Raw genomic sequence first — 15,415 nt, 5'->3', positions numbered from 1 at the left:
TGAACCAAGGCCAGTAGCAAGGAAGAAACGTGGCTCAGAACCCCGGCACATCGAAAAAAACGAAGACGCCGGTGGCACGTAGGCGGCTGCGTGTTGGGCTCGGCGTCATGTTGAGCCTGCTGCTGGTGGTAGGTGGCAAGTTGTTCATGGTCCAGGGCCTGGACATGGGCGGGATGGCCGAAGCTGCCCTCGCTAAGCGGCTGACCCCCCAGGTCCTCCCGGCCGAGCGGGGTCAGATCCTGGACGCGAACGGCACCGTCCTGGCAAGCAGTGTCATCAGGTACAACATCGTGGTGGACCAGACGGTCAACACCAATACCGCCACATTCCACCGGTACAACGAGAAAACGGAAAAGCTCGACGAAATCACCAGGGACCAGGGCATCGCGGATCTTGCAGCCCTGCTGGGCACCGACGTCGCCAAAATGCGCGAGTCCCTGACGGGGGATAAGCGCTATTTCGTCGTGGCCAAGGACATCAAGCCTGAGCTGGAAGACCGCATCACCAAGCTGTACATCCCGGGGCTCAGCGCCGAAGGCGTCAGCAAGCGTGTGTATCCGAACGGCAGCGTGGCAGGCGGGGTGGTTGGTTTCCTGAAGGACGGAACTACTGGCCAGGCCGGTATTGAGCAAACCCAGGACGAGATTCTTCGCGGCACGGAAGGAAAACGAGTCTTCGAGATCGGCGCAGACGGTCTCCGCATCCCGGTGGCCACGGACGAGCTGACGCCCGCCGTGGATGGCAGTGACGTCAAGTTGACCATCAACACGGACATCCAGTACTTCGCGCAACAGGCCATCCAGAGCCAGGTGAACAAGATGAACGCCGAATGGGGTTCCATCGTCGTGATGGACGCCAAGACCGGCAACCTCATCGCGCTGGCCGATACCAATGCCCCTGACCCCAACGACCCCGGCAAAGTCGACGCCAAGGACCGTGGCGTCCGTTCGGTAACCGCCGCCTACGAACCCGGCTCAGTCCAAAAAATGATCACAGCGGCGGCTGCCATCGAGGAAGGCAAGTCCTTCCCGCTGGACCACTTCACCATCCCGTCGGCCTACACCATTGACGGCCAGACGTTCACGGACGCTTTCGAGCACGGCACCGAAGAGCGGACCCTTGCGGGCATCCTGGGATGGTCAATGAATACCGGCACGGTGATGGTCGGAAGCCGCTTGAGCAAAGAGCAGCGCTATGACTGGCTCAAGAAATTCGGCATTGGGGAGAAACCGGACATTGGTCTTCCGGGCGAAGCTACGGGTATCCTCGCCACGCCCGACCAGTGGGATGAACGCCAGCAGTACACGGTGCTGTTCGGACAAGGAGTCTCGCAGTCCACGCTCCAGACCGTCCGGGCCTTCCAAAGCATCGCCAACAACGGTGTGATGCTGCAGCCCCGTTTGATTGACGGGTATATCAGTCCTGACGGCCAAGAGCAGAAAGCCCCTGCCAAGGATTCGCGCCAGGTGGTCTCCAAGGAGACAGCCCAGCAGGTCCGCGACATCCTTGAAAGCGCGGTGACCGAGGGGCAGATTAAGGACGCCGCCATCGACGGTTACCGCGTCGGAGCCAAGACTGGTACCTCGCAGGCACCCCGGGAGGACGGATTGCCCGGATTCGATGGCTACACGGCATCGATGGTGGGTATGGCTCCCATGGACGACCCCCGGTTCATCGTGGAAGTAGTCCTGCAGCGCCCCAAGGGAAATATCTATGGAATCACCAACGGACCGGTATTCCGCTCGGTGATGTCACAGGTCCTGCGGACCTACAACGTGGCACCTTCCACAGGGACTCCCGCGCGGCTGCCCCAGTTCGTCAAGTAAGCTTTTTGGGCGTCTGTTTCGGGCACCATTCGATCCACAACTACGGCCCGGGCGCCGCTGGCCCCCGGCCGGTCGTTCCACGAGCACCAACGGAGAACCACGTGTCAGAGCACAACGAGCCAGCTTCCAATACCGCCACGCCGGACGCCGGAAGGTCAGGCTTCCGTCCCGCCTCCGTGGCGGCGGTGCCCCTGGCCGCCATAGCCAGTGCGCTGGGTGTAACCGCTCCGGACGGCAGCCAGGACACCGGCGTCACGGGCATCACCCTGAATTCCCGCGCAGTGGAAGCGGGCGACCTCTACCTGGCACTGCCGGGCGCGACACGCCACGGTGCCGATTTCGTTCCGCAGGCCATCGACGCCGGTGCCGTCGCCGTCGTGACGGACGACGCCGGAGCGCGCCAGCTTGCGCTGGCAGCCGAACAACCAGTCCCGGTCCTCATCGTCGAAGAGCCGCGGGCCGTCGTCGGGCCCTTGGCCGCATTGATCTACCGCAGCCAGCCGGAGGACGCGTCCTACCCATCGCTGTTCGGGGTCACCGGAACCAACGGCAAGACCACCACCACCTACTTCATCAACTCGTTGCTGCGCGCCCTGGGCCGGCGTCCCGGACTGATCGGCACCATCGAGATCGTGGCCGGGGGAGAGCCTATTCCCAGCCTCCTGACCACACCGGAGTCCACCGACGTCCATGCGCTGTTGGCCTTGATGCGCGAGCGGGGACTGGATGCCGCTTCAATGGAGGTCTCTTCACATGCGATCTCCTACCGCCGCGTGGATGCCGTCATGTTCGAAGTCGCCGGATTCACCAACCTGACCCAGGACCACTTGGACCTCCACGGCAGCATGGAGGAGTACTTCAACACCAAGGCCGAACTTTTTACGGCCGCCCGTGCGCGGAGGGCCGTCGTTACGGTGGACGACGACTGGGGCCGCAGGCTTGCCGGGCAGGCCGATATCCCCGTGACGACTCTTTCGGCCACCAGCGACGACGCTGACTGGCACGTCTCTTCCGTCAACGCGCGTGGTCTTGGATCGGAATTCGAACTGAAGCACCGGGACGGCCGGAGCTTGCGCGTACACACCGGCTTGCCGGGGGACTTCAACGTGGCCAACGCCGCGTTGGCCACCGTCATGGTCCTGGCATCGGGTGTGGACGAAGCAGATCTCCAGGAAGCCCTCGACGCCCATGATCCGTTCACCGTCGCGGTTCCAGGACGGATGCAACTGGTCTCCACCGAACCTGCTTCCGTCGTTGATTTTGCCCACAATCCCGATGCCCTGGCCCGGGCCCTGACGGCCGTCCGCTCGCCTGAGGAAGGTTCCCGGGTGATCGTGGTCTTTGGTGCCACCGGCCAGCGTGACCAAGGCAAGAGACCCACCATGGGAGCCATTGCAGCCCGACTTGCGGACGTCGTCATCATCAGCGATGACGACCCCCATGACGAGGACGCCGCGGCGATCCGCGCGGACGTCCTGGCGGGCGCCTACGCGGCACGTGAGGAAGAGAACCTGGACTGCGAAATCGTCGAGTCCTACCCTCGTGATGCTGCCATCCGTCGTGCCGTGGAGGCAGCGACGGCCAAGGACACCATTCTCATTGCAGGACGTGGTCATGAGGTCTGGCAGGAAGTGAAAGGCGTGAACCTTGCCCTGGACGACAGGGTAGAGCTGAGGGCTGCCTTGACATCCAGGGGATTCAGCGTTTCATCGGACCAGCGGATAGAGTCCTAAACCGAGATGATTGCATTTACTGCGGCGGAGATCGCCGACATCACCCATGGCCGATTGACCGGAGATCCGGGCATCGTTCCTTCCTCTGTGGTCACTGACTCGCGGGAGGCCACTCCTGGCGCGCTGTACGTGGCCAAGCCTGGCGAGCACGCCGACGGCCACAGCTTCGTCGACGCCGCGTTCGCACGGGGAGCCGTCCTGGCCCTGGCCGAACGCGAAGTTGCCGACGCCGACGGCAACCCGTATCCCGCCGTAGTGGTGGACGATGCCGTGCTGGCCATGGGCGCCGTGGCTGCTGAAGCCGTGCGCCGTATCCGGGCCGAGCGTGAACAGCGCGGTGAGCAATTCACGGTGGTCGGCATCACCGGCTCAGCGGGAAAGACGACGACCAAGGACCTCCTGGCCGGGATATTGTCCACGGCCGGAGCCACGGTGGCTCCGCAGGGCTCGTACAACGGTGAGGTAGGCGTTCCGCTTACGGTGTTCGCAGCTGACGCCCGGACCCGCTTCCTGGTCATCGAAATGGGTGCAACGGGCCTGGGGCACATCAAGTACCTGGCCGGCATGGTCAAACCCGACATCGGGGTTGTCCTGATGGTTGGCACCGCGCACGCCGGCGAGTTCGGCGGCGTGGAGAATATTGCCAAAACCAAGGGCGAGCTGGTCGAAGCCCTCAGCGAAAACGGCACCGCTGTGCTTAATCTTGACGATGGCCGCGTGGCTGCCATGCGCTCACGGACCAAGGCGAAGGTGCTGGGATTCTCGGCCCAGCCGGCAACCACCGAAGAGGTTGAGGCCCGCAACGTGGTGGTGGACGCTGACGGCTACCCCGGCTTTGATCTCGTGCTTCCCGACGGCGGCCCCTCGGTTCATGTCCACAGCCGCCTTATCGGCGCCCACCATGTGACGAACCTGCTGGCCGCCGCTGCCGCGGCGTTCGCCGCGGGCATTCCGGCCGCCGACATCGCATCGTCCTTGAGCTCGCAACAGGCTGCGAGCAGGTGGCGGATGGAACGCACCGAACGCGAAGATGGCGTCACCATCATCAACGATGCCTACAACGCCAACCCTGAATCCATGCGCGCAGCACTGCGCACCCTGGCGGACATCGGGCAAGGCCGGAGGACGTGGGCCGTCCTGGGAGCCATGCTTGAGCTGGGCGAAGACTCCATCCGCGAGCACACGGCGGTGGGCACACAGGTGGTGCGGCTGAACATCTCCCGACTGGTGGTTGTCGGACGCGAAGCACGCGCCCTGTACGTTTCGGCGATCCAGGAAGGCTCCTGGGGTGACGAATGCTCCTTCACGGAGACCGTGGAGGAAGCCTACGAGCTCTTGCAGAACGAACTCAGGCCGGGCGACCTCGTGTTGTTCAAGTCCTCCAACGGGGTTGGGCTGAGGCACTTGGGCGATCGGATAGCATTACCTCCACGGGCCGAGCCCACCGGAGAAAGCGCGGCAGAACCTGCCGCAAGCGAAGGGAACGAGCTGCTGTGATTGCACTTTTGATCGGCGCCGGCGTCGCCCTTCTGGTGGCCTTGATTGGCACACCCCTGTTCATCCGGTTCCTGGTAGCCAAGAGCTACGGGCAATTCATCCGTGATGATGGGCCCACCTCGCACCACACGAAGCGCGGTACCCCCACCATGGGTGGAACCGTCGTGGTGGCGGCAGTGCTCATCAGCTACTTCGTGACCCACCTGATCATGTGGATGATGAATCCCCGTTCAGCCGGTCCTTCGGCGTCCGGGCTTCTGCTGCTGTTCCTCATGGTCGGCATGGGTTTTGTCGGGTTCCTCGATGACTACATCAAGATCTCCAACAAGCGCAGCTTGGGCCTTAATGCACGCGCCAAGCTCATCCTCCAGGCGGCAGTCGGCATCATTTTCGCCGTGCTGGTCCTGCAGTTCCCGAACGAGGACGGACTCCGGCCCGCTTCGACGCAGATTTCGCTGGTGCGGGACATTCCCTGGCTGGACCTTGCCTTCGGCGGGACGGTACTGGGTGCCATCCTGTTCATTGTGTGGTCCAACCTGATCATCACGGCAGCCACCAATGGTGTGAACCTCACGGATGGCCTGGATGGCCTTGCCGCAGGCGCGTCCATCATGGTTTTCGGCGCGTACACGATCATGGGAATCTGGCAGAACAACCAGGCCTGCGGCTCTCCCCGGGAATTCGGCAGCGGCTGCTACCAGGTACGGGACCCCATGGATCTCGCCCTGCTCGCCGCGATCCTCAGTGCTGCCTTGGTGGGATTCCTCTGGTGGAATACTTCACCGGCCAAGATCTTCATGGGCGACACCGGTTCGCTGGCCATCGGCGGAGCGGTCGCAGCTTTCGCCATCCTCTCCCGCACGGAATTGCTGCTGGCCTTCATTGGCGGCCTGTTCGTCCTCATTACGCTCTCGGTCATCATCCAGGTGGGCTTCTTCAAGCTCTCCGGGGGCAAGAGGGTCTTCAAGATGGCCCCGCTCCAGCACCACTTCGAACTGAAGGGTTGGGCCGAGGTCACGGTAGTGGTCCGGTTCTGGATCCTTGCCGGGCTTTTCGTGGCCGCGGGCCTGGGAATCTTCTACGCTGAATGGGTGGTGCTGCTGTGAACGAAAGCCCCGAAAACATGACTTTCACCTCCGACCGGCTCAAGGACCTCACCAGCTGGGATGCCAACTGGAGCGGGCTGCGGGTTGTGGTGACAGGCATCGGCCTGTCCGGCTTCTCGGCTGCCGACACGCTGATCGAGCTTGGCGCCAAAGTGGTGGTGGTGGATGCCGCAACCACCGACAAAGCCAAAGCCCAGGCGGACACCCTGAAGATCGTGGGAGCTGTCGATGTCCTTCTGGGGCAAGACGCCGTCAACACCCTCCCGTTGATCGACGACGCATTGCCCGACCTGGTGGTGACCTCGCCCGGCTGGCGTCCGGACCAAGCTCTGCTCGCAGCGGCCAAGCGGAAGCACATCCCGGTCTGGGGCGACGTCGAACTGGCCTGGCGCCTGCGCGTCCGCGAAGGACGCAAGACGACCGAATGGCTGGCCATCACCGGAACCAACGGCAAGACCACCACGGTGGGAATGACCGAATCCATGCTTCAGGCCGCGGGCCTGAAGGCAATCGCCGTGGGCAACGTGGGAACACCGATCCTGGACGCGCTCCGGGATCCCGTTGACTACGACGTCTTTGCGGTGGAGCTGTCCAGCTTCCAACTCCACTGGAGCCACTCCCTGTCGCCGGTGGCAAGCGTGTGCCTGAACGTCGCCGAGGACCACGTGGACTGGCACGGCTCTTATGCGTCCTATCTCGCGGACAAGGCCAAGGTGTACGAGAACACCCAGAAGGCCGCGATCTACAACGCCGAGCAGATCGAAACAGAACGCATGGTGGAGGAGGCGGATGTCGTCGAAGGCTGCCGTGCCATCGGCTTTACCACCAACACCCCGGCCATCAGCATGCTGGGGGTAGTGGACGGCCTCCTGGTGGACCGGGCCTTTATCGCTGAGCGCAAGGACTCGGCGGCAGAGCTCGCTGCCATGTCAGACCTCGGTCCGGTCGCCCCGCGCCACATGGTGGCCAACGCGCTGGCTGCCGCAGCCTTGGTCCGGGCCTACGGCGTTGAACCTGCCGCAGTGAAGCAGGGCCTGGTCAACTACCTGCCCGGCGCCCACCGCATCCAGTTGGTGGCCAAGCACAACGACATCCTGTGGATCAACGACTCCAAGGCGACCAATCCGCATGCTGCCTCGGCGGCCCTCTCGGCCTTCCAGAACGTTGTGTGGATTGCCGGGGGCTTGTCCAAGGGCGTCAACTATGACGAACTGATCAAGGAGCACGCACCCCGGCTCAAGGCTGTGGTCCTGATTGGAACGGACACCGGCCAGCTTGAGGCTTCGCTCCAGCGACACGCGCCGGATGTCCCCGTGATATCCCAAGCCAAGGGTGACACTGAGAGTGTGCAGACCGCAGCCGGTAACGCAGCTTCGCCAATCTTCGGCGAGACCGTCATGGCCCAGGCTGTGGCGTCCGCGGCGGGCGTAGCCACCTCCGGCGATACCGTCCTGATGGCGCCGGCGGCTGCATCCATGGATCAGTTCTCTTCCTACGCTCACCGTGGCGACGCATTCGTCCAGGCAGTTCGCGAGCTTGTGGAAGGGCAGGCACAGACCACCGAGGAGTAACAATGGTCAGCACGCCCACCCGCACCCGCGGCAAGGAGCCAAAGGACGGGAAGGACAAGGCCACGCCCCAAGGCGGCCGACAGCCCCAAGGACTCCGTCGGCACTGGCGCAGCTTCTGGGAAAGCCTTGAAGGCAGAAGCAAGGCTCCCAACAGCTCTACGTACTACCTCATTCTGGGCTGTGCATTGGCGCTGACGGCCATTGGCATCATGATGGTGCTGTCCGCTTCCAGCGTCGAGGCCATTTCCGAAGGAAAGTCGCCCTACGCCGATGCCATGAAGCAAGCCGCGTTTGGCGTCGTCGGCCTTTTCGCGATGTACATCATTTCGCGGACCAACGTTGACTGGATGAAGAAGTTGTCGTGGTGGGCCCTTGGCGCAGTCGTGGTGCTGCTCGCCCTGGTTCAGGTGATGGGCAACAGCGTCAACGGAAACAAGAACTGGATCGACATCGGTGGTGTCACGCTCCAGCCCTCCGAGATGTCCAAGCTTGTCCTATGCGTGTGGATTGCCGCCGTTCTTGCACGGAAGCAGAAGCTCCTCAACCGCTGGATGCATGTCATCATCCCGGTAGTCCCGGGAGCAGGGCTGGTCATCGGTTTGGTGATGCTCGGCAACGACCTCGGTACTGTCATTGTCATAGCGGCCATCGCAGCCGCTGGCCTCTACTTCGCCGGCGTCCCCGGACGAATGCTGGGCATCGCGGGCGTCGTGGGCGTGGTCGGGGCCATTCTTGCCACGGTCAGCAGTTCCAACCGCATGTGCCGCATTACTTCCTGGCTGGGCACGGCTTCGGCATCGTGCACCGAGCAGTTCGACTTCGATTTCCAGTCAACCAACGGCATGTACGGCCTGGCGCAGGGGAGCTGGACAGGCCTGGGTCTTGGCCAGAGCCGGCAGAAATACAACTGGCTCCCTGAGGCCCACAACGACTTCATCTTCGCCATCATCGGTGAGGAGCTCGGCTTGGTGGGGACCATTGTGGTCCTGGTGCTGTTTGCCATCCTGGGGATTGCGATTTTCCGGGTGGTGGTTCGCCAGACCGATCCCTTCCAGCGGACCCTGGCCGGTGGGATCATGGTGTGGCTCCTGGGCCAGGCGAGCATGAACATGGCGGTCGTCACGCAGCTGCTTCCCGTGGTGGGAGTGCCCTTGCCTTTCATCTCGTACGGCGGTTCGGCACTGATCATGTCCTTGTGTGGTGTGGGCGTAGTGTTGTCTTTGGCCCGCGGCCAGCTGCCACCCCAGCAACGTCCACGATTCCTGCCGCGCCGTTCACCCAAACCCGCACGAAAGCGTACCTAGCACTTCATGACTTCTGATTCCCACGCGTCCAAGCCATTGTCGGTCGTCCTCGCAGGCGGCGGAACGGCCGGGCACATCAGCCCCTTGCTGGCCATCGCCGATGCCATCAAGGAAAAACGGCCGGATGCGTCCATCCTGACTGTAGGAACGCCGTCGGGAATGGAGACCAGGCTGATTCCGGCGGCCGGTTACCAGCTGGCCACCATCGACCGCGTTCCCTTCCCGCGCCGGCCATCCGTTGACGTGCTCAAGCTTCCGGGCCGCCTCGCCGGGGCAGTTAAGCAGGCCAGGCGCATCCTCGAAGACGCGCAGGCCGACGTCCTGGTAGGGGTGGGTGGATATGTGTGCACGCCCATGTATCTCGCGGCCCGGAGACTCGGTATTCCGATCGTCGTCCACGAGGCCAACATGAAGGCAGGGCTTGCCAACCGCGTCGGTGCCAGGTTCAGCCGCCACGTCGCCGTGGCGTTCGCAGGCACACGCCTGAAGGGCGCCCGCCACGTGGGGATGCCTATGAGGCGCGCCATCTCCACGCTCGACCGGGGCTCGGCCGCTCCGGCTGCCAAGGCCCTGCTCGGCCTGGACCCCGACCGGCCGGCGTTGATCGTGACCGGCGGTTCGTCGGGTGCCCTCAGCATCAACCGGGCCATCGCGGCCGCCCTGCCCGCCTTCGCCGCGGCCGGCATCCAGACGCTCCACATCACCGGCGTCGGCAAAGCCGTCAAGAACGACGACGGCGGCCTGCTGGCCGGTGAGGGCTATCGGCAGGTCGAGTACGTGGATGGGATGGAGAACGTTTACGCCGCCGCCGATGTGCTGCTGGCCCGCGCTGGAGCGGGAACAGTCAGCGAGGTCGCTGCGGTTGGTGTTCCCGCGGTTTTCGTACCCTTGCCGATCGGGAACGGGGAGCAGGCGTTGAACGCTGCTCCGTTGGTGGAAGCCGGCGGTGCACTGCTCGTGGCCGACCAGGGCCTTGGTCCGCAGTGGCTGGAGCAGGAGCTGATTCCCCTGCTCTCGGACCGTGGCAAGTTGAACGCCATGGCCCGGAAGTCTGAAGCCCTTGGTATTAGAAACGCCGATCAGCGCATGGCTGATCTTGTCCTGGAAGCGGTATCCGCATGACCAACAGCATCGTCCCCCTCGAGAACCTCGGCCGGGTCCACTTCGTTGGCATCGGCGGCGTCGGCATGTCCGCCGTCGCCCGGATCATGGTGGCCCGTGGGGTCCCGGTGAGCGGCAGCGACGCCAAGGACCTTCCGGTCATGCGGGACCTCGCAGCAGCCGGCGCACGGATCGCTGTTGGCTACGACGCCGCCAACCTTGGCGATGCCCAGACGGTCGTCGCGGGCTCGGCCATCAGGGCCGACAATCCGGAACTCGTCGCAGCACGCAGCGCCGGACTGCCCGTTCTTCACCGCTCTGAAGGGCTGGCTGCCACCATGGCCGGTCACCGGGTGGTCACTGTCGCAGGCACGCACGGAAAGTCGACCACCACGTCCATGATTGCCGTGCTCCTTAAGGAAGCAGGCCTGGACCCGTCCTTCGCCATCGGGGCAAACGTTCCTTCGCTGGGCGTCAATGCGGCGCACGGTTCTTCGGACATCTTTGTGGCCGAGGCTGATGAATCCGATGGCTCGTTCCTGAACTATCAGCCGCTGATCTCCGTGGTGACGAACGTCGAGGCCGACCACTTGGACCACTACGGGACGCCAGAAGCGGTCTTTGCCTCGTTCGACGCCTTCGCAGCGCTGTTGCCCCCGGATGGCCTCTTGCTTGCGTGCGCCGACGACCCGGGCGCGCTTGCCCTCGCCCAACGCACCGCTGCCGCCGGAACTACCCGTGTCCTTAGCTACGGGACATCGCAGGACGCCGACATCAAGCTCCATGACGGTGGCCCGGGAGATGTTTCGGTGGGAGTTGGCGATGACATCCACCGCCTCGACCTGAAGGTACCGGGCCGCCACAATGCGCTGAACGCAGCAGCGGCGTTCGCCGTCGCCCTTGAACTCGGTGTGGCTCCAGCTGCCGCCGCGGCAGCGTTGGGTCACTTCACAGGTGCCTCCAGGAGGTTTGAACTGAAGGGACAGGGGAGCGGAGTCCGGGTCTATGACGACTACGCCCACCATCCCACGGAGGTCCGGGCAGCCCTTTCAGCGGCACGTTCGGTGGCGGGGGAGCACAAGGTGCACGTCCTCTTCCAGCCGCACCTGTTTTCCCGGACCCGCGAATTCGCCCGTGAGTTTGCGTCCGCCTTGGATGCCGCGGACACGGCCCTGGTCCTGGATATCTACCCTGCGCGCGAGGACCCCATTCCCGGTGTCACCAGCACGTTGATTACTGAGCAGTTGTCCACCGGGCGCCTTGTCGCGGCCGCTGAGGCCGTGGATGCCATCGTCGCGGCCACGGGTGAGGGTGATGTGGTCCTGACGGTTGGAGCCGGAGACGTCACAGCGTATGGGCCCATGATCGTGGAGGCGCTGGGTGGCTAGCACCCGGAAGCCGACGTTCAAGCCGACCGCCAGTGCGGGCGGCCAGGACGCTGCGGGTCCTTCCGGTTCGGGCGGCAGTGACTCCGGTGGCGTCATCAGCGCCCAGCGTGATCTCGAACCCGAGGCCGCATCGGGCGGCAAAGCAGTGGGCAAGTCCGCCGGCAAATCTGCGAAATCATCCAATGCCAAGACCGCCGGGAAGGCGTCCAAGTCCTCCGGGCCATCCGGGGACAACGTCATTGCCTTTCCGGAGCCCAAGCGCCGGCGCCAACGCCGGGTTGTGTGGTGGACCGTGTCCGTAGTGACTGCCCTTGTTGCCGCGCTGATCGCTGGGGCCATCTTTTCCCCAGCGTTGGCAGTGCGGTCCATAACGGTTGACGGCACCACATTGTTGACGCCCGACGCCGTCCAAAAGGCGTTGTCACCCCTTGACGGTAAGCCTCTGCCGCAGGTCAGCGAGCAGGAGATCAATGAGCTCCTCAAGCCGCTGGTGCAGGTCAGGTCAGCGACCATGGAGGCCCGTCCACCGTCCGGGCTCCTGGTTCACGTCAACGAGCGCGTCCCGGTGGCTCTGCTCAAGCAAGGCGATTCCTACATCATGGTTGATGTCGATGGAGTGCAGCTGGGGGCTACAAAGGACCTTTCGGCCGTGGCGCTCCCTTTGATCGACGCGGGCGCGGCGTCAACCAACACTGAACTGTTCAAGGCCATTGCTGCCGTTCTGGACACCTTGCCTGCGGACGTCCGGGCCAGGATGTCCACCGCGTCCGCTGCTTCGCCGGATGCGGTGGAACTCAGACTGGTGGACGGAAAGACGGTAGTGTGGGGCAATGCCGAGGACAGGGAGTTGAAGGCGAAGGCACTTGAGGCGTTGCTCAAGATGCCGGCCGATCCCAAGGTTCCCGTGAGCGTCTACGACGTCAGCGTGCCGCGGCATCCATTCACCAAATAACAAGCTTCGAGAGTGACACTGCAGGCGCCGGTAGCCTTAATTCGCGACATTCACACGACACGCGCAAGCGGTCATTGCATGTGCGAACCAGAGGAAATACCGTCGCAGTAGAGTTACTTGACATAACTATAACCTTCAACTAGAGGGTTAAGGTCCAAGGATTCACGTTGGACTCGATCAGTTTCGCTATAGGACACAAGCAAGGGGCACGAAACGTGGCAGCACCGCAGAATTACCTGGCCGTCATCAAGGTCGTCGGCATCGGCGGCGGTGGCGTGAACGCAGTCAACCGCATGATCGAGGTCGGCCTTCGGGGAGTCGAGTTCATCGCCATCAATACTGACGCGCAGGCGCTGCTCATGAGCGACGCCGACGTCAAGCTTGACGTCGGCCGCGAACTGACGCGCGGTCTCGGCGCCGGCGCCAACCCGGAGGTTGGCAAGCAGGCCGCAGAGGATCACGCTGACGAGATCGAAGAAGTTCTCCGCGGCGCTGACATGGTCTTCGTTACCGCTGGAGAAGGCGGTGGCACCGGCACCGGTGGCGCTCCCGTGGTTGCGCGCATCGCGCGCTCGCTCGGCGCGCTGACCATTGGCGTGGTGACCCGTCCCTTCACCTTCGAAGGCCGTCGTCGTGCCGGTTCCGCCGAAGCCGGCATCGACGCGCTCCGCGACGAAGTCGACACCCTGATCGTGATCCCCAACGACCGCCTCCTGTCCATCAGCGACCGCAACGTCTCCGTCCTGGACGCCTTCCGCTCCGCGGACCAGGTGCTCCTTTCCGGTGTCCAGGGCATCACCGACCTCATCACCACTCCGGGCCTGATCAACCTGGACTTCGCCGACGTCAAGTCCGTCATGCAGGGTGCCGGCTCGGCCCTGATGGGTATCGGCTCCGCCCGGGGCGAGGACCGCGCTGTCAAGGCTGCCGAGCTTGCCATTGCCTCCCCGCTCCTGGAAGCCTCCATTGACGGTGCCCATGGCGTGCTGCTCTCCATCCAGGGTGGCTCGGACCTTGGCCTCTTCGAGATCAACGAGGCAGCCCGCCTGGTCCAGGAAGTCGCCCACCCCGAAGCCAACATCATTTTCGGTGCGGTCATCGACGACGCCCTTGGTGACGAGGCCCGCGTGACGGTCATCGCCGCAGGGTTCGACGACGTCAAGGCCACCTCGCCGTCGATGGACCAGTCCCGTCCCGCCCAGAACCCCGTGCCGGCTGACCGGCCGGCCGCGCCGTCCAGTGCGCCGTCGAACGCTGCTCCGCAGCACGCAACGGCAGGCATCGGCGCCTCCGGACTGAGCAACTGGGGCCAGCAGCGTCCTTCCGCCTTGCCCGCCGACTCAGGTTTCGACGTCGATCTGCCCGCTGTGGTTGAACCGGATCTTTCGGGCAGCCGCTCGGACGACCTCGACGTACCTGACTTCCTGAAGTAAGCCGCGTCCGGAAGAGTTAGTACCTGGTGTTTTTGTGGCGAGATGAAGTCCTGCCCGGCGTCACCGTAGCCTTCACGGATACGGGCGCCGGGAACCTGGCCCTCCATGTGGGGGACAACCCCGACGACGTGAACATACGCCGTGTCCAGCTGGAAGAAGCAGCAGCCCTGGGCCCCAGGAAGTTTCAATTCATGGACCAGGTTCATGGCAACCACGTCGAGTTCATCGCCTCCCACGGCGCCGGCCCCACCGCCGATGCCATGGTCTCTGCCGCGGTCATCCCCAACGGTTCGCCCCAGCCGCTGGCGGTGATGGTGGCCGACTGCGTGCCTGTGGTCCTGGTGGGAACTGATTCCAGCGCCGACCCGGTCATCGCGGTTGCCCATGCCGGACGGCCGGGGGTGGCTTCGGGAGTAGTGACCTCGACGGTTGCCGGGATGCGTGACCATGGTGCCCTGGACATACGTGCCTGGGTTGGCCCCTCCATCTGCGGAGCATGCTACGAAGTTCCGGAGCAACTGCGCTCCGAGGTTGCCGCTGCAGTGCCGGCCACCTGGTCTTCCACGTCCTGGGGCACGCCCTCGCTGGACCTGCCGGCCGGGGTTCGTGCCCAGTTGGACGCGGCGGGAGTCGCGGTGGAGTACCTGGGGGAGTGCACCCTGGAGAGCGAAGCGCTGTTCTCCTACCGGCGGGATCCACGCACCGGCCGCTTCGCAGGATTGGTATGGACGCATGACTGACGTAAGCAACGACGGCGGCCACCATGGCGGTATCGCCGGGGACGGTGACGCCCGCTCCGCGCAACTGGCGGAGCGCCTTACCGTCGTTACACACCGGATTCAGGCAGCCACTGCGGCCGCCGGCCGGACAGAAGCTCCCCGGCTGATAGTAGTCACAAAGTTCCATCCCGCCGATGACGTCCGCCGACTCTCCGCCTTGGGAATCACCGATGTCGGCGAAAACCGTGACCAGGAAGCTGCGGCGAAGGCTGCCGAACTATCCGGCCTGGACCTTCGCTGGCACTTCATCGGTCAACTGCAAAGCAACAAGGCAAAGTCCGTAGCCAAGTACGCATCCTCGGTCCAGTCGATCGACAGGCTCCAAGTGGTTGATGCATTGGCCAAAGCCATCGCACGGGAGCAGGAGGCCACCGGAAGGACCGACCTCGATTGCTTCATCCAGGTCAGTCTGGACGACGACGCCGGTTCGCACCGCGGCGGTGCCGCGCCGGAACTCGTGGGGAACCTCGCAGAACGCATTGAGTCCGCCCCCGGGCTGAGGCTGTCCGGCCTGATGGCGGTTGCGCCGCTGGGTGCCGATCCCGAGGAAGCGTTCGCCAGGTTGGCCGGCATTTCCGAGGCCTTGCGTAGTGACCACCCTGGCGCAACGGGCATTTCGGCCGGCATGAGCCAGGACCTGGAGGCCGCCGTGAAGTTCGGGACGACACACCTGAGAATTGGCTCCGATATTCTCGGTTCCCGTCCAGCCGTGGGGTAGCGTCAAA

At 64.1% G+C, this 15,415-nt stretch carries 12 protein-coding genes; all 12 read left to right on the top strand.

Going from position 1 to position 15,415, the window contains the following annotated elements; translation table 11 throughout:
* The first annotated feature begins 29 nt into the window (after positions 1 to 29).
* The 12 genes from PQ627_RS03055 to PQ627_RS03000 all read left to right on the top strand — a co-directional run bounded on the left by PQ627_RS03055 (position 30) and on the right by PQ627_RS03000 (position 15,408).
* Positions 30 to 1,826, top strand: a complete 1,797-nt coding sequence (locus PQ627_RS03055) for a peptidoglycan D,D-transpeptidase FtsI family protein (protein ID WP_274258282.1) — start codon at positions 30 to 32, stop codon at positions 1,824 to 1,826.
* A gap of 101 nt (positions 1,827 to 1,927) precedes the next feature.
* Positions 1,928 to 3,559, top strand: a complete 1,632-nt coding sequence (locus PQ627_RS03050) for a UDP-N-acetylmuramoyl-L-alanyl-D-glutamate--2,6-diaminopimelate ligase (protein ID WP_274258281.1) — start codon at positions 1,928 to 1,930, stop codon at positions 3,557 to 3,559.
* Positions 3,560 to 3,565: 6 nt separating this feature from the next.
* Positions 3,566 to 5,056: a UDP-N-acetylmuramoyl-tripeptide--D-alanyl-D-alanine ligase gene (locus tag PQ627_RS03045; protein WP_274258280.1), complete on the top strand. Its 1,491-nt coding sequence runs from the start codon at positions 3,566 to 3,568 to the stop codon at positions 5,054 to 5,056.
* Positions 5,053 to 6,162: a phospho-N-acetylmuramoyl-pentapeptide-transferase gene (mraY, locus tag PQ627_RS03040; RefSeq protein WP_144662576.1), complete on the top strand. Its 1,110-nt coding sequence runs from the start codon at positions 5,053 to 5,055 to the stop codon at positions 6,160 to 6,162. The genes PQ627_RS03045 and mraY overlap by 4 nt, the downstream gene beginning before the upstream one ends.
* On the top strand, positions 6,144 to 7,733 hold the full coding sequence (murD, locus tag PQ627_RS03035; protein WP_400451616.1) for a UDP-N-acetylmuramoyl-L-alanine--D-glutamate ligase: 1,590 nt from the start codon (positions 6,144 to 6,146) through the stop codon (positions 7,731 to 7,733). The genes mraY and murD overlap by 19 nt, the downstream gene beginning before the upstream one ends.
* A gap of 2 nt (positions 7,734 to 7,735) precedes the next feature.
* Positions 7,736 to 9,037, top strand: a complete 1,302-nt coding sequence (gene ftsW / locus PQ627_RS03030) for a putative lipid II flippase FtsW (RefSeq protein WP_274258278.1) — start codon at positions 7,736 to 7,738, stop codon at positions 9,035 to 9,037.
* A 6-nt stretch (positions 9,038 to 9,043) separates the two neighbouring features.
* The gene (gene murG / locus PQ627_RS03025; protein WP_274258277.1) at positions 9,044 to 10,159 is read left to right on the top strand and encodes an undecaprenyldiphospho-muramoylpentapeptide beta-N-acetylglucosaminyltransferase; all 1,116 of its coding nucleotides are present in this window, start codon (positions 9,044 to 9,046) and stop codon (positions 10,157 to 10,159) included.
* Positions 10,156 to 11,526 (top strand): UDP-N-acetylmuramate--L-alanine ligase, encoded by a 1,371-nt coding sequence (murC, locus tag PQ627_RS03020; RefSeq protein ID WP_274258276.1) that lies wholly within the window; start codon positions 10,156 to 10,158, stop codon positions 11,524 to 11,526. The genes murG and murC overlap by 4 nt, the downstream gene beginning before the upstream one ends.
* Positions 11,519 to 12,478, top strand: a complete 960-nt coding sequence (locus PQ627_RS03015) for a cell division protein FtsQ/DivIB (RefSeq protein ID WP_274258275.1) — start codon at positions 11,519 to 11,521, stop codon at positions 12,476 to 12,478. The genes murC and PQ627_RS03015 overlap by 8 nt, the downstream gene beginning before the upstream one ends.
* Before the next feature lie 215 nt (positions 12,479 to 12,693).
* Positions 12,694 to 13,911, top strand: coding sequence for a cell division protein FtsZ (ftsZ, locus tag PQ627_RS03010; RefSeq protein WP_144662570.1), 1,218 nt, complete (start codon positions 12,694 to 12,696; stop codon positions 13,909 to 13,911).
* 26 nt (positions 13,912 to 13,937) lie between these two features.
* Positions 13,938 to 14,651 carry a polyphenol oxidase family protein gene (locus PQ627_RS03005; protein ID WP_274258274.1) on the top strand — a complete coding sequence of 238 codons (714 nt, stop codon included), beginning with the start codon at positions 13,938 to 13,940 and terminating at the stop codon, positions 14,649 to 14,651.
* Positions 14,644 to 15,408 carry a YggS family pyridoxal phosphate-dependent enzyme gene (locus PQ627_RS03000; protein ID WP_274258273.1) on the top strand — a complete coding sequence of 255 codons (765 nt, stop codon included), beginning with the start codon at positions 14,644 to 14,646 and terminating at the stop codon, positions 15,406 to 15,408. Before PQ627_RS03005 ends, PQ627_RS03000 begins: the two co-directional genes overlap by 8 nt.
* Positions 15,409 to 15,415 lie beyond the last annotated feature (7 nt).

This window comes from Paenarthrobacter sp. AB444 (assembly GCF_028736865.1).
In the GTDB taxonomy this organism is placed as follows: Bacteria; Actinomycetota; Actinomycetes; order Actinomycetales; family Micrococcaceae; genus Arthrobacter; species Arthrobacter nicotinovorans_B.
This window is presented reverse-complemented; position numbering and strand designations above follow the sequence as displayed.

Bases quoted from the DNA above. Each gene is read 5' to 3' on its own strand.
- PQ627_RS03045 (WP_274258280.1), top strand. From the start codon at position 3,566: ATGATTGCATTTACTGCGGCGGAGATCGCCGACATCACCCATGGCCGA.
- murD (WP_400451616.1), top strand. From the start codon at position 6,144: ATGGGTGGTGCTGCTGTGAACGAAAGCCCCGAAAACATGACTTTCACC.
- ftsW (WP_274258278.1), top strand. From the start codon at position 7,736: ATGGTCAGCACGCCCACCCGCACCCGCGGCAAGGAGCCAAAGGACGGG.
- murG (WP_274258277.1), top strand. From the start codon at position 9,044: ATGACTTCTGATTCCCACGCGTCCAAGCCATTGTCGGTCGTCCTCGCA.
- murC (WP_274258276.1), top strand. From the start codon at position 10,156: ATGACCAACAGCATCGTCCCCCTCGAGAACCTCGGCCGGGTCCACTTC.
- PQ627_RS03000 (WP_274258273.1), top strand. From the start codon at position 14,644: ATGACTGACGTAAGCAACGACGGCGGCCACCATGGCGGTATCGCCGGG.